This is a genomic window from Streptosporangium sp. NPDC000239 (assembly GCF_040300765.1).
Lineage (GTDB): Bacteria > Actinomycetota > Actinomycetes > Streptosporangiales > Streptosporangiaceae > Streptosporangium.
This window is the reverse complement of the sequence record NZ_JBEPEI010000003.1, coordinates 158,692-178,392: the sequence shown is the minus strand read 5'-3', so window position 1 is coordinate 178,392 and position 19,701 is coordinate 158,692. Positions and strand designations below refer to the sequence as shown.

Sequence of the window (19,701 nt, the reverse complement as noted above, 5' to 3'; positions counted from 1 at the left end):
ACCCGAAAGCAACAGCCCGAAACCACACCGGGTGCCGACATCCGGGAAGGAAGGCACTTCCCCGTCAAAGAGGTCTTTTCTATTTGTCCCTACGCCTCCTCCGGAGCGTGACAGGCTGTCGCCATGACATTTCTAGAGGTGACCATGACCTCGTCAGCGCGCCATGGACTGTTCTCGGGGATGTTCTCCAGGGGCGGCGCGGCGCCCGAGGTGTCGGACGCGGCGTGGCTGGCCGCGATGCTGGACGTCGAGGCGGCGCTGGCCGCCGCGCAGGCGAAGGCGGGGCTGGTGCCGTGGGAGGCGGCCTCCGCCGTACGGGAGGCCTGCGAGCCCGAGCGGTTCGACCTGGCCGAGCTCGGCCGCGCGGCCGTACCGACGGGGAATCCGGTGATCCCCATGGTCGCGGCCCTGCGCGAACGGGTCGAGCCGGAGGTCCGGCGGTTCGTGCACTACGGCGCGACCAGCCAGGACATCAACGACACGGCCTCGATGCTGGTCGCCTCGCGTGCCCTGGCACCGCTCACCGCCGACCTGTCGGCGTGCGCGAGCGCGTGCGCCCGGCTGGCCGTCGAGCACCGGGACACCGTGATGGCCGGACGCACGATCCTGCAGCACGCCGTGCCGATCACCTTCGGGCTGAAGGCGGCGGGCTGGCTGAACGCGCTGAACCAGGGCCTGGCCGCGCTGACCGACCTGCGCCTGCCCGTCCAGTACGGCGGAGCCGCCGGAACCCTGGCCGTGCTGCGTGGACGCGGTCACGAGGTGCTGCCGTACCTCGCGGCGGAGCTCGGGCTGGCCGAGCCGGTCCTGCCCTGGCACACAGACCGCACCCCGATCGCCCGGCTGGCCTGCGCCCTCGGCACCGTGGCCGGGACGCTGGGGAAGATCGCCACCGATGTGAAACTACTGTCCCAGCCGGAGGTCGCCGAGGCGGCCGAGCCGTCGTCGCCGGGCCGGGGCGGTTCGAGCGCGATGCCGCACAAGCGCAACCCGGTCGCCGCGATGTCGGTTCTGGCCTGCGCGCAACGCGTCCCCGGGCTGGTCGCCACCGCGCTCGGCGGCATGCTCCACGAGCACGAGCGGGCGGCCGGGCCGTGGCAGGCCGAGTGGGAGACGCTGAGCGACCTGCTCAGGCTGACCGGGAGCGCCGCGGCCTGGCTGCGTGAGGCGCTTGAGGGGATGACCGTGGACACCGGGCGGATGCGGGCCAACCTGGGCGCGACGCGGGGGCTGATGATGGCCGAGCACGTCGTCGTCAGGCTCGGCGGCACCCCGAGGGCCAGGACGCTGGTCGACGCCGCGTGCGCCAGGGCCTCCGACGGAGGCGGCACGCTGCGCGAGACGCTGCTGGCCGATCCGGAGATCGCCCTGACCCCCGGCGAGGTGGACGCAGCCCTCGACCCGACCGGCTATCTCGGATCGGCCGAGGCGTTCGTCAACCGGGCGCTACGCGCCCACACGGACAGGCCATAACAGCCATAATCTAGACACAGGGGGCGGGGGTGTCCGTTGCGGGACGACATTGTCGAAAAAATGGGTCTGGGCGATGATCGGGCCGTGACCGACCGCCCCCATCGCCGTCCCGCCACGGGCGGTTCCCGAGGCCGTCCCACCATGAAGGACGTCGCCGCGTCCGCCGGGGTGGCGCTCAAGACCGTCTCCCGTGTCGTCAACGGCGAACGCGGGGTCAACGCGGTGACCGCCGAACGGGTGCGCTCGGCCATCGAACGGCTGGGCTACCGTCGCGACGAGAGCGCCAGAGGGCTGCGCGGCGGCCGTACGTCGAGTGTCGGCCTGGTGATCGAGGACGTGGCCGACCCGTTCTACTCCGGTGTCAGCCGGGCGGTCGAGGACGTCGCCCTCGGGTACGGCTCGCTGCTGCTCAGCGGTTCCTCGGGGGAGGACCCCCGGCGGGAGCGCGAGCTCGTCCTCACCTTCTGCTCCCGGCGGGTCGACGGACTGATCATCGTGCCCGCCGGGGCCGACCACGAGTACCTCAGGCCGGAGTTGGAGGCGGGCACGCCCGCCGTCTTCGCCGACCGGCCGGGAGGCCTGGAGGCCGACACCGTCATCTGCGACAACGCGGGCGGCGCGTGCTCCGGCGTGGCCCACCTGATCAGGTACGGTCACCGCCGCGTCGCCTTCATCGGCGACAGCGCGTCCATCTTCACCGCCGCGGAGCGCCTGCGCGGTTACCGGCGGGCCCTGGCCGAGGCCGGTCTGCCCGCCGACGACTCCCTCATCGCGACGGGTCCCCCCGAGCGAGCGGGGGCGGCACTGGCCAGGATGCTCTCGGAGCGGACCCCGCCGACGGCGCTGTTCACCGGCAACGGCCGGGTGACGCTGGCCGTGCTGCGCACCGGGCACCGGTTGCCCATGGTGGGCTTCGACGACTTCGAACTGGCCGACCTGCTGGTGCCGGGGGTGAGCGTGGTCGCCCAGGACCCGGCCGGGCTCGGCAGGACCGCGGCCGAGCTGCTCTTCCGCCGCATCCAGGGCGACCCCGGTCCCGCCGAGCACGTCGAGCTGCCGACCAGGCTCATCCCCAGGGGGTCGGGAGAACTGCCTCCCTCCTGACCCCGCGGGGGTGTTCTGGGCCGGATGTCGGCCTGAGAACACGACACAGAGCCGTCACACGACGTGACTCACCGAAACGCTCCGTCATCCGTGCTAATAAGTGCAGGTCGATCTTTCAGAGCACCGGGAGACGTGATGGGGCCCATCCGCGCAGGTCGTGCCGTCGCCCTGGCGGCCGCCTTGATCACCGTCCCCCTTCTCGGCCCGTCCACGGCCGTCGCGACGGGTGGTGCGGCGAGAACGGGTGAAACAGGAACGAAGGCGGGGTTCCGGTTCAGGGCGAGCCTGGTGGCCCGGCACAGCGACAAGTGCCTGGACGTCGAGAGGGTCAGCACCAGGAACGGCGCCGACCTCCACCAGTGGACCTGCCTCGACGACCAGCCCAACCAGGAGTGGAACCTGGTCGCCACCAGCGACGGCTACTACACCCTGAGGGCGACCCACAGCGGCAAGTGCCTGGACGTCGAGGGCGTCAGCACCAGGAACGGCGCCAACGTCCACCAGTGGACCTGCCTCGACGACCAGCCCAACCAGGAGTGGAAGCTCCTGCAGCGCGACAGCGGCTACTTCATCCTGGTGGCCCGGCACAGCGGCAAATGCCTGGACGTCGAGAACGCGGGCACCGACGACGGCTCCGGCATCGACCAGTGGACCTGTGTCTACGGCCGGCCCAACCAGGAGTGGCGCCTCGCCTGAGCGGGTCACGACGCCCCGGCCACGGACCCGGGCCGCAGGTGCCTCCAGAGGACGAGGGCGGAGACGATCACGGCGACACCCGCCCCGGCGACCGCCAGGCTCGGCGCGACGACCTCGGAGACTCCCCCCACCAGGGCGGCGCCGACCGCCTGACCGGTCATCAGGCCCGCCCCCGCCAGCCCGAACGACTGCCCCCTGACCCGTTCGGGAACCGCCTCGACGAACCTGCGCTGCAGGCCGAGCTGACAGGCGCCGCTCGCCGCGGTGGCCAGCAGGAGCGCCAGCCCGGAGACGGCGAGTCCCGGCGTGAGCGCGAAGGCGAGCAGCGGCAACCCCGACAGCACCGCCAGCGGCGCCGCCAGCCGCTCCCGGGTGTACGGCGCGGCGAACCGCCCCATCAGGAGGTTGCCGACCGCCAGCCCGACACACGCCGCGGCCAGCGCGACCCCGGCCGTCTCCCCCAGGTAGGGGACGAGCATCGCCTCCGCCCCGGACAGGAACGAGGTGGGCAGCCACTGGGCCAACAGCAGCCCACGCACCCCGGGGTCGGCGAGCAGGTCCCGGTTGACCCGCAGCGTCTCCGCGACCGCGCCGCCCCGCTGTACACCGCGGGCGGGCAGGTCGGACAGCCCGGTGCGCAGCACCAGGGCGGAGAGCACGGACAGTACGGCGGTCGCGGTGAGCGCCCCCGCCGGCCCCGCGACGGCCAGGACACCGCCGCCCAGCCCCAGCCCGGCGATCTGCGCCCCCGCGGACGTCATGGACAGCACGGACCTGGCCAGCACGAACGTGTCCCCCGGCAGCAGTTCGGGAAGCAGGGCACTGCGGGCCGCCCCGAAGACGGGTGAGAACAGGCCCGTCACCAGGACGAGCACCAGCATCATCCAGACCGGCATCCCGGTGAGGGCCAGCAGCAGGCATGTCACCACCCGGACCAGCTCCCCGACGATCATCAGGGCGCGCGGCCGTATCCGGTCGGCGAGGGAGAGCAGGAACGTCCCGCCGACCGCGTACGGCAGGAAGGCCAGCATGTAGGCCATCGCCGACAGACCCGGCGAGCCGGTCCTGGCGTAGACCAGCGCCGCCAAGGCGAGCATCTTGACCTGGTCTCCGACGACAAGGAACGTGAAACTGCCGAACAGCACCCGGAACTGCCCGTTGGCGAAGACCTCGGAATAGGTCGCGCCGTCTTTCCCCGTGAAGAGCATGGGCACGATGCTGGGAGACACCGGAGCGGCAGGCTAACCTTTCGACCATTCCCGAAAGGTGCCGAATGGGATATCTCATCAAGGTCAGTCCGCAGGACATCGTGACCAGCAGGTTCGCGATCTCCCCGCTCATGGTGACCAAGCAGGCCCTCTGGCTGCTGTCGGGCAAATGGGAGGCCGGGGTGTGGCTCTCCTGGATACGCCAGGCGCGCGAGCCGTACGGCCGGCTGCTGGCGGAGCGGCCGGGACTCGGCCCGATGGTCTCGCTGTTCCGCGAGCGGCACTACAACGCCGACTTCCCCGCGCCGCCGCCCGACGGGGTGAACACCTCCTTCGAGACGGAGCTCTCCGCCGTACGGGCGACGCCCGCCGCCCAGGCGCACCAGGAGATCGCCAGGAACCTGGAGGGCATGCCCCGGCCCCCGGAGGCCGTCCTTGACGTGTTGTTCTCGCCGGATGTCGTCGAACTGTTCGCCGACGCCCTCGAAGCGGTCTGGGCCCGGATCGTCTCCCCCATCTGGCCGCGCGTCCACGCGATCCTGGAACGGGACGTGGTCCAGCGGGCGGGCCGGCTGGCCACCTACGGCTGGGCGGCCGCACTGGACGACCTCAACCCCCGGGTGCGCTGGCGCCCCGAGGGGGTCATCGAGGTCGCTCCGGGCGGGCAGGAGGTGGCCCTTGAGGGGCGGGGGCTTCTTTTCGTGCCGTCCCCCTTCGTTTCCGGGGTCAGCTCCTACCTCGAACAGGCCTGGCCGTACGCGATCGGATATCCGGCGCGGGGCACGGGGATCACGCATGAGACGCCGGACGGCCTGGCCACGCTGATCGGCAGGACCAGGGCCCGGGTCCTGCTTGAGCTGGCGGTTCCCGCTACGACCAGCCAGCTCGTCCGCCTGCTCGGCCTGAGCCTCGGCACCGTCGGCGGCCACCTGGCCGCCCTGCGTGGGGCGGGCCTGGTGACGGGCAACCGCACGGGGCGCGGAGTGCTGTATCACCGCACCGCCCTGGGCGACTCGCTGGTGAGCCCCTCGACTCCCCTGCCGTGACCGACCGCCGACCCTCCCCGGCCCCGTCCACCGGGGGAGGACCTCGGCCTGTCCGCGGCCCCGTCGTGCCCCCTGTCCGCCCCCGCTGTAGGAGGTCAGGTGGGCAGGGCCCGCCACAGCCGTCCAACCGTCGTCACATGGTCTTGCCGCCCCTTCGGGGTCGAGGCTCCGAAGGGCCCATGGAGAAGATGACAACGTTGTCAGAGGCTGTACACCAATCAACGCATCCGTCAGCGCGAGACGTCAAGGCATAGTCGGATAACAACACGTGCCCGTCCCTCCGCAGCCGCCGCCCGGGAGCGGCGGCGGCCGGCACGGCCCGGTCACACACGCTGGACCGTCCCGTCGAGCAACGTCAGCACGGTGACACCGAAGTCATGGATCGTCGCCGACAACTCCTGCGCGGCCAGGCCCGGAGCGACCACGACCAGGGAGCCGCGCATCAGCGCCAGCCCGATCAGGGTCGCCAGAGCCAGGGTCGAGACCAGCGGCCAGGTCACCAGCAGGACGTCGGACTTCTCCAGCGCGACGAGCTTGTCCAGCTCGCACATCCGCCAGATCAGATCTTCATGGGTGAGCACGCTTCCGTCCTCGACCCGCAACGCGGGCTGCACGGACGGATCGAGGGACGGCAACGGAGCCGGGGCGAGCAGCAGCAGGTCGGCGAAGTCGACGGTGTCACGCGCCTGACCGAACGCGATCACCTGCCGCACCCGGGAGTCGTCGGCCGCCTGTAACGAGCTCTCCGCCAACCCCGGGGTGGTGATCAGGAAGCGGGCGTCAAGGCGGATCAGCAGGTCGCCCATCCGTCCGTTGCCGGACGCGATGGGCGCCGCGACGAGACCCGCCGCGATGACGGTGTGCACCGCCAGGACATGGGCGGCCACGTTGTCCACGTGGATCCCGGCCACCTGCCGTCCCCTTGCGCCCCTCCTGACCAGCCCCGAGGCTCCTCGCGTCACCTCCTCGGCCAGGCGGCGGTGGCTGTAGACCACCCCCGCACCGAGATCGATCAACGCGGGCCGGTCACCTCGCTCGTGCGCGCAGCCGAACACCGCCTCGGTAACGGTGCCCCTTATGGACGAGGAGGTCGGTCTCATGCCGACGACCGTACGGGCGGCGGCTCCGGCCCTGCATCGACAGATATATGTAAATGAGTGTGTATCCGGGCCGGCCACGTCCGATGCCCCTTTCCCCGACCAGGCGTTTCCGTGATTCACCGAAAGACGGGTGGCCTGCGGAAACATCGCCGATCCGGGATGGGTTCCGTGATTTGCGGCGTCTTCCGTGGCGCCTTCTGCGGCGCTGACGGGGAATTCGAACCGGCTGTCGGCCGGTGGGAAATCGCAGAGGAAGACATCGGGCCTCTCACAGGCGCGGGAGCCTTCACGCGCGGGCCTCTCACACGGACGGGGCCCTTCGACGTGGGGCCCTTCACGCGTGCGGGTCCGAGCCCTGCGCGGCTCGGACCCGCTGCCGCATGTCCCGTGGCCTTCGGTCCCCACCCCTCCGAGGAGACCTCGACCGTCGAGAGGGACACGCGACGTTCGCGATGTGCCCGACCGAGACGCCTGGGATGGTGTGGGCCTGCCGTACCTGACCGCTGTGGCGGGTGTGGCGCGGAAGGCGGGGCGTCATCGGTCGAACACGAGGAAAACGTACGGCTACCTGCTGCTTCTCCGCATGCGCCGGAGTGCGTATCCCGAGGTGTATCTACGTGGCCGTCGATGTGTAGTTCCTGTGTGTAGGCGGAACGTCACCCTCAGACGCGATTGTGCTCCACGACCCATGTGGCGACCTGGGTGCGGGAGGAGAAGCCGAGTTTGGCCAGGATGTTGGCCACATGCCTGGCCGCGGTCGCGGGGCTTATCACCAGTTCGTCGGCGATGGCCTTGTTGCTCAGCCCCCTGGCGATCAGCTCGGCGATCTCCCACTCACGCCCGGTGAGCGTGGTCAGCGGGGCGGCCACCGGCATCCTTCCCGTCGGCAGCGGCGTCTCGGCCCGGTCCTCACCCTCCAGGGCGTAGCGGACCGCCTGCTCCTGGGTCATCTCCTTGCCGAGCGCCCACAGCTGGGCGACCAGCGTGTCACCGAGACGCGCACGGGCCGGCTGGAGCAGCTCCTCCATCCGCGCGCCGAACCCGGACGGCATGGCACTGCCGCTCATCGCGTTCCTGATCGCGGCGGAGGCCCCCGCCAGGCGCACCGCCCGGTGGTCGTCCTCCTCGGCGAGGGCGAGCTGGGCGAGCGTCTCGATCCGCCGGGCGACGCCGAGCCGCTGACCGGTCCTGCGACACAGGCGCAGGCTCTCGGTCAGCCTGGCGCGGGCGGTCGTGAGGTCTCCCTGGGCCAGGGCTATCCGCCCCAGGCCGGACAGACAGGTGATGGTCTGCCAGTGGGCGGTGATGTCCTTGAGCTGGTCGAGGGCCTGTTCGTAGTGGGTACGGGCCTCCAGCAGGTCGCCCCGCGTCCAGGCGACCTGGGCCAGGCCGATGAGCGCCACCGGGGTGGCCCAGTGGTTGTCGAGACCGCGGGCGATGGCCAGCGCGGCCTCGAAGGAGCGCTGCGACTCCTTGGCCCGCCCCTCCGACAGCGCGAACGTCCCCTCCATCGAGCGGATCACCATCTCGTGCCAGGGGTCGTCGACCTTGCGCACCGCCTCCAGGGCCTCATCCAGCAGGCGCCGGGCCTTGTCGGGGCGCCGCTGGTAGATGGCGACCCAGGCCAGGATGGCCAGCGCCCCGCTGAGCGGCCCGTGCAACGCCGTCGCCCGGCACAGGTCGGCCGCCTCGGAACAGGCCTCGTACGCCTTGGCGGGGTCGCCCTGCCCGAAGGCCACCTGCCCGCGCAGGACCAGGGCGTCGCCGCGCACCTTGGGAGGGAGCGCCGCGGACTTGTCGGCGGACAGCAGGCGCTCAAGCCACTCGTCGGCGGGGGTGAACCGGCCGCCCGCGATGGTGGGCCAGCGCAGCAGCACCAGCAGCCGCAGCGCGTTCTCCGGCTCCTCCACCTCGGCCGACCAGCGGACCGCGGCCCACAGGTTGCTCTGCAGTTCGTCCAGCAGCACCAGCACCGGGCAGATCTCGGTCCAGGTCGGGCGGGGAGACCTGACGATCAGCTGGTGCACGCGGCCGGCGATCACGGCCATGTGGTCACGGTGCCGCCGCCTCAGCTCGTGCTCCTCGCCCGCGATCTCCAGCTGTTCGGCGGCGTACTGGCGGATCGTCTCCAGCATCCGGTAGCGCGTCTCGCCCGCGACCTCGGCGTCCGCCAGCACCAGGGACTTGTCCACCAGGCCGCACAGGACGCTCAGGACGTCCTCGGCCCACAGACCGTCACCGTCGCAGACCTTCTCGGCCATCTCCAGCGTCCATCCGCCGGTGAACACGGCCAGGCGCCGCAGCAGGATCCGTTCCGGCTCCTTGAGCTGCTGGTAGCTCCAGTCGACGGTGGCCCTGAGCGTCTGGTGCCTGGCGGGAGCCGTACGGTCTCCCTCGGAGAGCAGCCGGAACCTGTCCCTGAGCCTGGCGTGGATCTGCTCGACCGTCAGCACCCGGCACAGCGCGGCGGCCAGCTCGATGGCGAGCGGCATCCCGTCGAGCGCCCCGCACAGGCTGGCGATCTCGTCGGCGTTGCCCGCGTCGAGGGTGAATCCGCGCACGGCGGCTCTGGCCCTCCTGACGAAGAGCTGCACGGCCTCGCTGTCCATGGCGTACTCGTGGCCGTCCGCCTCCGGCAGCGTGAGCGGCGGCACCCGCCACACGGTCTCCCCCGCGACCCGGAGCGGCTCCCGGCTGGTGGTGAGCACCCGCACCTCGGGACAGATCGTGAGCAACGTCCTGCAGAAACGGGCGCACTCGTCGATGAGCGACTCACAGTTGTCGATCACCAGCAGCATCTGCCGGTCGGCGAGCGCGTCGAACAACGTCTCGGAGAGCGAGCGGGACGGTTCGGCCTTGATGCCGAGCACGGAGGCGACCCGGGGAGCGATCAACTCGTCGCCGGCCGCCTCGGCCAGCTCGACCAGCCACACCCCGCCGGGGAACCCCGCGGCCAACCGGCCCGCGACGTTGATCGCCAGCCTGCTCTTGCCGATGCCTCCCGCCCCGCACAGGGTCACCAGGCGGGCGACGCCCAGCAGCTCGACGAGTTCCTCGGCGTCGACCTGACGTCCGACGAAGTCGTTGGGCTCCAGGGGGAGGTTCCCGCCGGTCGGAGAAATGTGCGCGGTGTCCTGTGTCATCGGCCCTTAACGAGATCGCGGGGCAGCAGTCACAGAAAGTGTGACACTAATTACCGTGTCGTGCCCAGGCTTAGCACCATTTCAGATGCTCGGATTTCCTGACTCTCCCTATTGGGACACCGTAATGAATTCACCATCGGGCCCGCCCGCCGTATCGCCACTACTGACCGTGACCGGTCAGCGGATGGCGGATCGACGGTCGGGCGATTCACACTGCAGGCATGCCGGACACTCCCTCGGACCACGATCCAGCCTCTCCCCCCTCTCCTCGGCTCGCCCCCGACTCCCTGCCCGTTCCGCCCGCCCCCGGCCCCGCCCCCGAACCTGACGCGGCGTCCGGTCCTGGCAGGACGGCCACGCCGGTGCTCGGCGAGCTCAACCTCTCCGACTGGTACGCCCACGCCGACACGATGACCGACGTCGGCTTCCTGGCCCTCTCCAGGCGGCTGCCCGCCCTCGTCGCGCAGGCCGTACGGCTCGGCTGGCTGGCCAGTCCCCGCGACATCGTCGTCACGATCGGGCTGAGCCTGCTCGGCGGCGCGTTCACCGCGTTCGGGCTGCTGGCCACGACCGGGGTGCTCTCCGCCCTGTTCGAGGCGGGCCCGACCCCGGAGCGGGTCGTCGCCGCCCTGCCCAGCCTCGTCCTGGTCGGCGTCGCGGGCATCCTGCGCACCCTGATGCAGGCGGGCTCCGGATGGGCGCAGTCCCGGCTCGACCCGCAGGTGAGCCGGGTCGCCGAGGAACGGCTCTACGGGCTGACCGGCCAGGTGAGCCTGGCCGCGTTCGACGACTCGGACTTCCACGACTCGCTCCAGCGCGCCTCCTCACGCGGCGTGACGACGGCGGGGACGATCGTCAGCACGACCATCAACGTACTGACCGCCTTCATCGGGATCGTCTCCGCGGCCGGGGTGCTCGGGGTGCTCCATCCGGTCCTCCTGCCGCTGCTGGTGCTCGCGGTGCTGCCGGACGCCTGGGCCGCGGTGCGCACCGCGCGCATGCGCTACACCACGATGTACGCGATCATTCCCGTCTCCCGGCGCAAGTGGATCATCTCGGAGCTGCTGGCCGAGCGTGCGGCCGCCGCCGAGGTGCGCTCCTTCACGATGCGGGACTTCCTGCTGCGGATGTACGACGCGGTCGCCACCGCCGAGCAGGACGTCAGGCTCGACCTCGCCCGGCGGCAGACCTTCGCCAAGGTGGTCGGCGAGGCCCTCGGCGGGCTCGGGGCGGCCCTGGTCTACGTGGCCCTCGGGCTGCTGCTGGCCTCGGGCGCGGTGGCGCTGGCCGTGGCGGGCACCGCCGTACTGGCGATCCGGTCGGGGCAGACCTATCTGTCGAACCTGATGTTCGCCACCAACCGGCTCTACGAGGAGGGGCTGTACTTCACCGACTTCCTCGACTTCTGCGCCGAGGCGGAAAGGCGTGTCGGCCCGGCACGGCCTGACGCGGCGCCGGAGACGTTCGAGCGGATCACCGCCGAGGACGTCGTGTTCACCTACCCCGGCGCCGAGACGCCCGCGCTGCGCGGGGTCTCCGTGCACATCGACCAGGGCGAGGTGATCGCCCTGGTCGGTGAGAACGGCTCGGGCAAGACCACGCTGGCCAAACTCCTGGCCGGTCTCTACGAGCCCGACGGCGGGCGTGTGCTGTGGGACGAGACCGACCTGGCGGGAGTGGACCAGGACGGGCTCAGGCGCAACATCGCCGTCATCGCCCAGGACCACACCCGCTGGCCGCTGACCGCCAGGCACAACATCGGCATGGGGACCGACAGGGGCGAGGAGACGCTGGCCGCCGCGGCGAAGGTCGCCGGGGCCGACCAGGTCGTGGCCGAGCTACGGCACGGCTACGACACGCTGCTCGACAGGAGGTTCAAGGACGGTCAGGAGCTGTCCGGCGGGCAGTGGCAGCGGATCGCCATCGCCCGCGGCTTCCACCGGGACGCCCCGCTGCTGATCTGCGACGAGCCGACCGCCGCCCTCGACGCCCGTGCCGAGCACGCCCTCTTCGAACAGGTCAGGCGGCACGCCGACGGCCGTACGGTGCTGCTGATCACCCACAGGCTGGCCAGTGTCCGCTACGCCGACCGGATCTACGTCCTGGACCACGGCCGGGTCGTCGAGCAGGGCACCCACGGCAAGCTGATGGCCCTCGGCGGTCTCTACGCCGATCTGTACGGCCTGCAGGCCGAGGCCTACTCGGCCTGAACCTCCCGCGGTTCCTCCCCGACCTCCCGCGGTTCCTCCCCAGGGGAGGAGGGCGCGAGTACGGCCCGCATGACGGCTCTGGCGATGGGGGCCGCGACCTCGCCGCCCGAGCCGCCGTGCTCGACGAGGACGCCGACCGCGACCCTGGGCGCGGTGGCCGGGGCGAATCCGGTGAAGACGGCGTGGTCCCCTCCCGGGACCCCGTTCTCCGCGGTGCCGGTCTTCGCGGCCACCTCGACGCCGGGGATGGCGGCGGCCTCCCCGGTGCCGCCGGGCCTGGTGACCGTGACCATCATCGCGGTGAGCCGGTTGGCCTCCTCGGCGTCCAGCGTCCTGCGGTACGGCGAGGGGGCCGCCCCGTCGACCAGCGCGCCGTCCGCGAGCCGGATCTCCTCGACCAGGTAGGGACGCATCAGCGAGCCGTCGTTCGCGACCGCCGCCGACATCATGGCGATCATGAGGGGAGTCGCCCTGGTGTCGAACTGACCGAGCGCGGACATGGCGGTCTGCGCCCGGTCCATGTCCTGCGGGTAGACGCTCCGCGCGACCGGCATGGGGACGGTCAGGTCGTCGGCGTCGAAACCGAACGCCCGGGCCTGATCACGCAGTGTCTCCTGCCCCAGGGCCATGCCCAGGTTCGCGAACGGGGTGTTGCAGGAGAGCTGGAAGGCGTAGGCCAGCGGTGCCCTGCCGTTCCCGCACGGAGCACCGCCCGCGTTGCGCAGGTAGGAGGCCGTCCCCGGCAGGCGCAGGACGGCCGGCGCGCGCAGGCCGGTCGTCGGGCGGTATCTCCCCGAGCCGAGTGCGGCGGCACTGGTGACGATCTTGAAGGTCGAGCCGGGCGGGTAGCCGCGCCGGATCGCCCGGTTCAGCAGGGGTTCGCGAGGGTCGTCCCGCAGCCGCCTGTCCGCCCGCTCCAGTCCCACGGCGTCGGGGTCGGTGTAGAGGTTCGGGTCGTAGGAGGGGTAGGAGGCCATGGCCAGGATCGCGCCGGTCCCCGGTTCGATGGCGACGACCGCCCCGGGCCGTCCCGTCGCGCGCAGCCCCTCATAGGCCGCCCGCTGCGTCACGGGGTCGATGGTGAGCCTGATCGTCGCCCCCGCCCGCGTGCCGTCCAGCAGCGCGCGCAGCTTGACCCGCGGGTCGGTGCCGGACAGCACGGCGTCCTGCGCGCGTTCGAGCCCGGTGGCGCCGTAGATCGACAGATGCCCGGTGACCGGCGCGTACGGCGGCCCGCCCGGGTAGAGGCGCCGGTACCTGTGTCCCGCGGTCTCGTTCTCGACGCTGGTCGCCACGACGGTGCCGTCGCGCAGCAGGATGTCTCCCCGGAGCCCGTCGAGACGCGTGATCACCACGCGGGGGTTGCGGGGGTCCTCAGAGAGTCTGTCGCTCCGGAAGGCCTGGAGATAGGTCACGTTGGCCAGCAGCGCGAACATCATGGCTCCGCACGTCAGGGTGACGTGCCGGAGCGGAATGTTGATCCGGCGCGCGCGCGGTGCGGCCATCGCCCCTCCCCCGGTCCCGCTTCCGGTTTAACAGGCGAAGCGGAAAGAAGGGGCAGGAGCGGAGCAAAGCCGCTGTACGGCTTCGTCAGGCCCTGGAGACGAGCGGCTCGCAGGCGGGCGGCAGGTCGGCCACGTCACGGTAGTAGCCGATCTTCGCCTGGACCGCCCGCTGCTTCTCACGCAGGTTGGCCACCTGCTCCTCGACCCGCCTGTCGTGGGCTTCGAGCAGCGCGACCCGGTCGGGAATGGTGTGGTCGCCCGCCCTGACCAGTTCCGCGAAGCGGAGCATCTCGGCGATGGGCATACCGGTGTCCCGCAGGCACCGGAGCGTGCCGAGCCAGCCGACATCGTCCTGGGTGAACCTCCGCTGCCCGGCCGCGTTGCGGCCGACCCTTCCCAGCAGGCCGATCCGTTCGTAGTAGCGCAGGGTGTCGAGGCTGAAACCGGTCTCCTCGACCACCTGTCCCGGCGTGTAGACACTCACGTCCGGCAGCATCCCACCTGGAGTGCGCTCCAGGTCAAGCCGGGCCGTTCAGTCGTCCGGCAGATGGGCCGACAGATAGCGGCGCACCAGCCGCTTGCACTCGCCGATCAGCTCGGGGTCGCCACCGGGCTGGGCGCGGAAGGCGAGCTTGAGCACGGCGTCGGCCGCCTCGACCGCGACGATCAGCGCCCTGTCCAGCCCTCGGCCACCGGGAACGCCGAGCAGGTCGATGATGATCGCCTTGAGCCGGTCGGCGACGACGACGTTGTTCCTCAGCGCCGTGTCGAGCGTGCGCTCGGTCCCCTCAAGCGCCGGGCCCCCCGGAGTGAGCAGCACCTCGCCGAAGTCGACGACCGCGAACCCGGGCGTCGTGCGCTTCATCGCGACGAACTCGTCGATCGCGAGATCCACCATCTCGGTCCAGTCGGACAGCCGTACCTCGGTGAGCCTGGCCGTGACGCGGCCGAGGAAGGCGTCGAGGTTGCGCAGCGCGAGCGCGCGCGCCAGTCCCTGTTTGTCGGGAAAGAACTGGTAGAACGTGCCGATCGGCACCTCGGCCCTGCGCGCGACCTCCTTGGTGGTCAGGGCGTCGTACCCCACCTCGTCGAGGAGCCGTGCGCACTCGTCCAGCATGCGCTCGACACGTTCGAGGCTTCGGCGCTGGGCGGGACGACGGCGGAGGGTCTCCCCGGAAACGTTCGTCATCGCTCTATCATCCCTCATGACAACCGACAGTGATTGTCATGATCTTTACCTGATGTCGATCGAGAAGTGAACGTTCCCCGGGGTACGGCGACCGCCTCCCGCCGGACCCTCGATCGTCACGCACGGTGACCTCCGGCGGTCACGGGATTCACCCGGCGGACCACCTCACCCATCCCGACTTTCCCACCGGGAAACGCCTCCCAATACCGATCCCCACCGGCGTGGGAACCGCATCGCGGAATGCGAAATCCCGTTTTGCGAAAAACTCTCAGAAAAGCGGAGCCACCGCCGGTTCCCGCCGAGCTTCGGGCGACCCGGTTTCCCGGGCTTTTCCGGATGCCGAGCCCTTCGGCGTGTTCGGTTTCCCGGACGTCTCCGGGTGTCCGATGCCTCCGCCCTTGGACTCTCCGACGTGTCCGGCTCTTCCTCGGCGGCTTCGGGGCGGTCTTGGCCTCGTCCCAAGGGGATCGCCGCCTGATCCCGTCCGTCGCCGTCACCCCTCCTGCCCGGCCTCAAGGCCTGCCGCCGACAGCCGCTCGAACTGCTCCCGCGACAGCGAGACCTCCAGCGCGGCGACGTTCTCCTCCAGGTGCCCGACCGAGGTCGTGCCGGGGATCGGGATGACCGTCGGGGAGCGGTGCAGCAACCAGGCCAGCGCGGTCTGCGAGGAGGTCGCGCCGACCTCGCGCGCCACGGCCGCCACCGGGCTGTCCTGGCCCGCGTGCCCGCCCATCGCGATCGGGAAGAACGGCAGGAACGCGATGCCGTGCTCGGCCGCGTAGTCGACGACCTCGTCGTGCTGACGGGTGACGAGGTTGTACATGTTCTGCACGGCGGCGATCGGTGTGATCTCCGAGGCCTCCCTGAGCTGCTCGACCGTCACCTCCGACAGTCCGATGTGCCGGACCTTGCCCTCCTCACGCAGCTGCCTCAGCGCGCCGATCTGGTCGGCCAGCGGCACGTTGGGGTCGATCCGGTGCAGTTGGAGCAGGTCGATGCGCTCGACCCGGAGCCGTCGCAGGCTCAGCTCGGCCTGCTGCCTCAGGTAGGCGGGGTTGCCCAGCGGAATCCACTCGGCGGGGCTCGGCCGTACGACACCGATCTTGGTGGCGATCGCCACCTCTCCCGAGTAGGGGTGCAGGGCCTCGGCGACGAGTTCCTCGTTGGCCCCCAGCGCGTAGGCGTCGGCGGTGTCGACGATCCCGACCCCCAGCTCGACCGCCCTGCGCAGTACGGCCAGCGCGGCGGCGCGGTCGGCGGGAGCCGTCCAGATGGGCGCGGCCCAGGCCTCGGCGGGCTTGTCCGGCCCGTCGGCCAGCCGCATGGCGCCGTACCCGATCCGCCGCACCTCCAGATCGCCGCCCAGAGTGAAGGTGGTGGTCACTGCCGTGGTGTTCGCGTTGTTCGTCATGCCGGCAACGCTAGGAGCTCACATCGATGTGAGATTCAAGCCGATGTGAGGCAGATCACCAATGCTGGTTTGCGGCGCTTCCGGATGAGATCACTTACTTTGTGCCTTATATGGGGTGTCCTTCTGGATTGATCGACGCTCGCGTAACGCTCGTGTGAGGTGACCTCCGTGCAGACCGGCACCCTGGGCCGAACCCCCACCCCTCAGAAGCGTGGGACCGCCCTCAGGCCCTCCACCCGCAGGACCGTCTCCTCGACCGCGTCGTCCTCAGAGGCCGCACCGCCTCCGGTCGTGTCCCGTGCGGACGCCTCCGCTCTCCCGCCCCGTACGGCCTCCCCCGGCTCCGCCTCTCCCGCGAAGACGTCCTCCGAGCGTGGGATGAAGATCGGCGAACTGGCCCGCGAGACCGGCGTGAGCGTCAGGCTGCTGCGCTACTACGAGGAGCAGGGCCTGCTCACCTCACACCGCAGCGCGAGCGGCCACCGCCACTACACCGCCGAGGCTCCCACCGTCGTCGGCCACATCCGTGTCCTGCTGGCAGCCGGCCTGCCCACCAGGACCATCCGCGACATCCTGCCCTGCATCGAAGGTCCGGGCCCCGACATCCACCCCTGCGTGCAGAACTACCTCCGGACCCACCTCGAAGACATCGAAACCCAGATAACCACCCTCCAGCGGTCCAGGACCTCCCTCACCAACCTCCTGACCGCCACGGAGAACTTCAGGACGCCCTCATCCTGACCCGCGCCGCAAAGCCGTGAACGCCTTTCTCAGCAGGATGGACGCGAGCAGCAGGGGAAGCGGGGCATAAAGCAGAAAGACCCAGATGTCGTCGCGGTACCCGTTCAACGTGATCAGCAGGTAGACCAGAAACAGGACTTCGACCTGCCATGAGTCCCAGAGAGACTCCTTGGCCTCGGCGGTTTTCTCCTCTGCTTCCCCCTTCTCGCGGTCGGAGAGCCTGCCGAAGCGCCATCTCCTGTACAGCCAGAACAGACAGTAGGAAACGCTGGCCGCGACGCAGACGAGCAGGGCCACCACCAGCACGGGAGGACCATGGCGAAACTTCGCGGCGCCGAACGAGAAAAACCAGAGAGCCCCCAGCCCTACCCGTCCGGACATATCCGAGACACCGCGAACAGAGCTCTCATCGACCACGACGCCTCCGCGCAAGAAAACCGCCTACAACCTCGATGACTTCGACAACCGAACAGTGTGGCCGGGGCAGGCATCCACCGGAACGAGCCTAATTCACTTCACGAAGTCCCGGGCGCCGCATAAGCGACTGAAAAACAGAGCCAGACGTTCCCAGAGGCAGTCAGCAGGCCCAGGCTCTCCTCGCCTGCCGCCCGGTCAGAAAACCAAGGTGTGGACGGGCGGCAGCGGTCGGTAACCGCGCCGCCCGGGCCGTACGTCATGCACCGGCCGGCGGTCCAGAAACCTCCCCGCCGCCGCAGAGGGACGTCCTGACGTCAGACCCCATCCCATGGTTATCCGTTTCCGCCGTCTCGTCGCCCCAGCCATTTCGAGACGAAGAAAACCGACGCCCCTATCATCGTGAAGGCGAAACCCCGCTGCAGACCGAGGAAAAAGATCAGAACGGCTCCGGCCAACGAGATGGAGATGACCTCCCAGAGGACTTGGCCCTTTTCTTCGGGCTCCGAAGCGCTCTCGTTCATCCCACATCACCCCTCTCTCCCCGGGCCGTACCGTAATCCTAGGGAAAAAATCGCGATCTTCGGCCGAGACAGGAGGCGAACGAGCCGCCGATGTCGGCGTTCTCATAGGTGCGGCCTGAGTCCGGCGGCGTCGTGGAAACGGCCCTCCGGGGAGGCGAGGCCATCATCGATCGCCTTCCTCGGGAGGCGTCCGAATAAGCGTTGAGGATCATTATTCGATCCGTGAACACGTCACGCGACCTCGGCCGGCGTAAGAAGGCCGTCTCACGCCAAAGCACCGAACTCACCGTGCCTGCCCCATGGAGGTTCCAGAGACCGAGGAAGTGCTGAAGCGGAACCCGGCCTACGCGTGCGGAGAAGTCCGGCCGCCGGTCCGGGCAGGCCGCCAAGAGAGTAGCCGAGTCACCGCCGACACCCATACAGTCCAGCCCAGGAACAATATGGAAAAACGACGATAATTCACCCCACACTGGTCAGAAGACTGAGATGTGGACGTGGTCGTAGTGGTTGGCGGTTATGCCACCTCGGTCGGACATCATTCGCCAGCCGGTGCCGGTGCGGATGTCGTAGTAGCGCTGCCGCCAGATGATGTACATGATCCCGAGGTCGCGGCCGTGGTCGATGGCCCACTGGGCGAGGCGGTCGCCGCGTTCCCTGGCCTCGGCCGTCGGCATGCGGCCACCGGTGCTCATCATGAAGTCGCAGGCTCGGCCGCTGCCGTGTTCACCGGGGTCACCGCGGCGCAGGCAGCCGACCGAGTAGGGCATCGGAAAGCTCCGCATGATCGTGTTGCGCACGTTGACCATGCGGGAGGTCAGGCCCTCGCTGCCGCCGGGTTGCTGGAAGCCGTACTTGGCGAGCAGGGCCTCGATGCGGACGCGGTCCTTCTTGAGCTTGGTGATGTCGTCCCTGAGCTTGACGACCTTCGCCGTGGCCGCCTCCTCCGCGTCCTTGGCCTCCTTGACGAGTTGTTTCAGGCGGCTGAGCCGGCCTGCGCGCTGGCCCGCGAGGTAGGACAGCGTCGAGACGCCGTCGAGGACGGCGCCCGGGTCCCCCTGGAAGGACAGCAGGCTGGTGCTGTCCAGATCACCGCCCATGTAGGCGGTCTGGGCGAAGCGCATGACGTCGGTCTGCGCGGTGGCCAGGCTGCGTTTCAGGCTCTTGGCCCGCTGTGTCGCCTTGCTGGCCTGGACCCGGGTCTCCTCAAGGCTCTGCACCTGCCCGCGGTAGCGCTTGTTGATCTCGTTGGCCTCGCGGGTGAGCTTGGCCAGTTCGGCTTCGGGGTTGGGCTTGGCGGCCTGCACGGTCGCGGCCCTCTCGGCGGCGGCCCCGGCCATGACCGGCGTCACGAGCAGGGTGGAGAGCATGACTCCCAGCGTGATCGAGCGACTCGATCTCACGCTTCGCTCACCTCCAGACCCCCTCACGGCCGGAGCGAAACTATAGAAGACGATCTTGAGACCTGTCAGAGAAACGATGGAACTCCCGCACCATTGACGAACTATCTACCAGTCTGCGGGGATTTAGACAATTGCCCCTCAGATCACAATCCCCCCTCCCGTCCCCCGACCTCACCTCTTGCCTTGTTCGACAGAACATGATTCGGTCTCATCAACGGCGGCCGAAACCCGCGCCGCTCACGCATCCATCGCGTGCCTGGGCCGACGGGCCCCGGCGCTCCTGAAGCCCCTGACGCCTGATCCGTTCCCCCGGTCCGTCCCGGTGCGGGAGAGGCGTCAAGGGGCCGACGCGTGCTTGTACGGCCCCGCGAAGCCGTACAGGCGGAGCCGTACAAGCACGCCCGCGGACGGATGAACGGCCCAGCACGCCCCCGCGACGCTGGGCCACCACCGGTGAGCGCGTCCCACGACCCCCGCCGAGGGCGGAGGGCCGAGTCCCATGGACCGCTCGGGGCGGATCTCATCCATCTGACTTAG

16 protein-coding genes are annotated in these 19,701 nt (G+C 70.1%); 6 read left to right on the top strand and 10 right to left on the bottom strand.

The annotated features are described in order from the left end of the window. The first annotated feature begins 123 nt into the window (after positions 1-123). The 3 genes from pcaB to ABT340_RS09960 all read left to right on the top strand — a co-directional run bounded on the left by pcaB (position 124) and on the right by ABT340_RS09960 (position 3,273). Positions 124-1,473, top strand: a complete 1,350-nt coding sequence (gene pcaB, locus ABT340_RS09970; RefSeq protein ID WP_352010327.1) for a 3-carboxy-cis,cis-muconate cycloisomerase — start codon at positions 124-126, stop codon at positions 1,471-1,473. A gap of 84 nt (positions 1,474-1,557) precedes the next feature. Next, positions 1,558-2,577, top strand: coding sequence for a LacI family DNA-binding transcriptional regulator (locus ABT340_RS09965; protein WP_502992465.1), 1,020 nt, complete (start codon positions 1,558-1,560; stop codon positions 2,575-2,577). 135 nt (positions 2,578-2,712) lie between these two features. Continuing rightward, positions 2,713-3,273, top strand: a complete 561-nt coding sequence (locus tag ABT340_RS09960; RefSeq protein WP_352010326.1) for an RICIN domain-containing protein — start codon at positions 2,713-2,715, stop codon at positions 3,271-3,273. A 5-nt stretch (positions 3,274-3,278) separates the two neighbouring features. On the opposite strand, the gene ABT340_RS09955 is transcribed toward ABT340_RS09960, so the two are convergent. Continuing rightward, positions 3,279-4,481 carry an MFS transporter gene (locus ABT340_RS09955; protein WP_352010325.1) on the bottom strand — a complete coding sequence of 401 codons (1,203 nt, stop codon included), beginning with the start codon at positions 4,479-4,481 and terminating at the stop codon, positions 3,279-3,281. A gap of 65 nt (positions 4,482-4,546) precedes the next feature. On the opposite strand from ABT340_RS09955, the gene ABT340_RS09950 reads away from it, so the two are divergent. Beyond that, positions 4,547-5,527 (top strand): ArsR/SmtB family transcription factor, encoded by a 981-nt coding sequence (locus ABT340_RS09950; RefSeq protein WP_352010324.1) that lies wholly within the window; start codon positions 4,547-4,549, stop codon positions 5,525-5,527. 323 nt (positions 5,528-5,850) lie between these two features. Here the strand turns inward: ABT340_RS09950 and ABT340_RS09945 are convergent, their stop codons facing one another. Both ABT340_RS09945 and ABT340_RS09940 read right to left on the bottom strand, forming a co-directional pair. Next, a complete protein-coding gene (locus ABT340_RS09945) occupies positions 5,851-6,627 on the bottom strand; it encodes an AMP-binding protein (RefSeq protein WP_352010323.1) in 777 nt (258 codons plus the stop codon). Positions 6,628-7,289: 662 nt separating this feature from the next. Further along, complete coding sequence (locus ABT340_RS09940) at positions 7,290-9,770, bottom strand: ATP-binding protein (RefSeq protein ID WP_352010322.1); 2,481 nt, start codon at positions 9,768-9,770, stop codon at positions 7,290-7,292. 221 nt (positions 9,771-9,991) lie between these two features. Here ABT340_RS09940 and ABT340_RS09935 point away from each other — a divergent pair, with 221 nt between their 5' ends. Then, complete coding sequence (locus ABT340_RS09935) at positions 9,992-11,980, top strand: ABC transporter ATP-binding protein (protein WP_352010321.1); 1,989 nt, start codon at positions 9,992-9,994, stop codon at positions 11,978-11,980. On the opposite strand, the gene ABT340_RS09930 is transcribed toward ABT340_RS09935, so the two are convergent. The 4 genes from ABT340_RS09930 to ABT340_RS09915 all read right to left on the bottom strand — a co-directional run bounded on the left by ABT340_RS09930 (position 11,968) and on the right by ABT340_RS09915 (position 16,085). Continuing rightward, entirely contained in the window at positions 11,968-13,485 is a 1,518-nt protein-coding gene (locus ABT340_RS09930; RefSeq protein ID WP_352010320.1) for a peptidoglycan D,D-transpeptidase FtsI family protein, read from the bottom strand. The genes ABT340_RS09935 and ABT340_RS09930 overlap by 13 nt on opposite strands. Positions 13,486-13,570: 85 nt before the next feature. After that, positions 13,571-13,981, bottom strand: a complete 411-nt coding sequence (locus ABT340_RS09925) for a MerR family transcriptional regulator (protein ID WP_352010319.1) — start codon at positions 13,979-13,981, stop codon at positions 13,571-13,573. Positions 13,982-14,017: 36 nt separating this feature from the next. After that, positions 14,018-14,674: a TetR/AcrR family transcriptional regulator gene (locus ABT340_RS09920; RefSeq protein ID WP_352010318.1), complete on the bottom strand. Its 657-nt coding sequence runs from the start codon at positions 14,672-14,674 to the stop codon at positions 14,018-14,020. 493 nt (positions 14,675-15,167) lie between these two features. Continuing rightward, positions 15,168-16,085, bottom strand: coding sequence for an aldo/keto reductase (locus tag ABT340_RS09915; RefSeq protein ID WP_352010317.1), 918 nt, complete (start codon positions 16,083-16,085; stop codon positions 15,168-15,170). A 168-nt stretch (positions 16,086-16,253) separates the two neighbouring features. Between ABT340_RS09915 and ABT340_RS09910 the strand changes: the two genes are divergently transcribed. Then, positions 16,254-16,826, top strand: a complete 573-nt coding sequence (locus ABT340_RS09910) for a MerR family transcriptional regulator (RefSeq protein WP_352010316.1) — start codon at positions 16,254-16,256, stop codon at positions 16,824-16,826. Here ABT340_RS09910 and ABT340_RS09905 read toward each other — a convergent pair. The 3 genes from ABT340_RS09905 to ABT340_RS09895 form a co-directional block, all read right to left on the bottom strand. After that, complete coding sequence (locus ABT340_RS09905) at positions 16,818-17,243, bottom strand: hypothetical protein (protein WP_352010315.1); 426 nt, start codon at positions 17,241-17,243, stop codon at positions 16,818-16,820. The genes ABT340_RS09910 and ABT340_RS09905 overlap by 9 nt on opposite strands. 994 nt (positions 17,244-18,237) lie before the next feature. Beyond that, positions 18,238-19,164 carry a coiled-coil domain-containing protein gene (locus ABT340_RS09900; protein ID WP_352010314.1) on the bottom strand — a complete coding sequence of 309 codons (927 nt, stop codon included), beginning with the start codon at positions 19,162-19,164 and terminating at the stop codon, positions 18,238-18,240. 336 nt (positions 19,165-19,500) lie between these two features. Continuing rightward, positions 19,501-19,692 (bottom strand): hypothetical protein, encoded by a 192-nt coding sequence (locus ABT340_RS09895; protein WP_352010313.1) that lies wholly within the window; start codon positions 19,690-19,692, stop codon positions 19,501-19,503. Positions 19,693-19,701: the final 9 nt, after the last annotated feature.

What these genes read in the sequence shown, in the direction of transcription:
- ABT340_RS09925 (WP_352010319.1), bottom strand. Translation starts at nt 13,981, where the DNA reads ATGCTGCCGGACGTGAGTGTCTACACGCCGGGACAGGTGGTCGAGGAG.
- ABT340_RS09960 (WP_352010326.1), top strand. Translation starts at nt 2,713, where the DNA reads ATGGGGCCCATCCGCGCAGGTCGTGCCGTCGCCCTGGCGGCCGCCTTG.
- ABT340_RS09945 (WP_352010323.1), bottom strand. Translation starts at nt 6,627, where the DNA reads ATGAGACCGACCTCCTCGTCCATAAGGGGCACCGTTACCGAGGCGGTG.
- ABT340_RS09950 (WP_352010324.1), top strand. Translation starts at nt 4,547, where the DNA reads ATGGGATATCTCATCAAGGTCAGTCCGCAGGACATCGTGACCAGCAGG.
- ABT340_RS09930 (WP_352010320.1), bottom strand. Translation starts at nt 13,485, where the DNA reads ATGGCCGCACCGCGCGCGCGCCGGATCAACATTCCGCTCCGGCACGTC.
- ABT340_RS09915 (WP_352010317.1), bottom strand. Translation starts at nt 16,085, where the DNA reads ATGACGAACAACGCGAACACCACGGCAGTGACCACCACCTTCACTCTG.
- pcaB (WP_352010327.1), top strand. Translation starts at nt 124, where the DNA reads ATGACATTTCTAGAGGTGACCATGACCTCGTCAGCGCGCCATGGACTG.
- ABT340_RS09955 (WP_352010325.1), bottom strand. Translation starts at nt 4,481, where the DNA reads ATGCTCTTCACGGGGAAAGACGGCGCGACCTATTCCGAGGTCTTCGCC.
- ABT340_RS09895 (WP_352010313.1), bottom strand. Translation starts at nt 19,692, where the DNA reads ATGGATGAGATCCGCCCCGAGCGGTCCATGGGACTCGGCCCTCCGCCC.
- ABT340_RS09935 (WP_352010321.1), top strand. Translation starts at nt 9,992, where the DNA reads ATGCCGGACACTCCCTCGGACCACGATCCAGCCTCTCCCCCCTCTCCT.
- ABT340_RS09940 (WP_352010322.1), bottom strand. Translation starts at nt 9,770, where the DNA reads ATGACACAGGACACCGCGCACATTTCTCCGACCGGCGGGAACCTCCCC.
- ABT340_RS09920 (WP_352010318.1), bottom strand. Translation starts at nt 14,674, where the DNA reads ATGACGAACGTTTCCGGGGAGACCCTCCGCCGTCGTCCCGCCCAGCGC.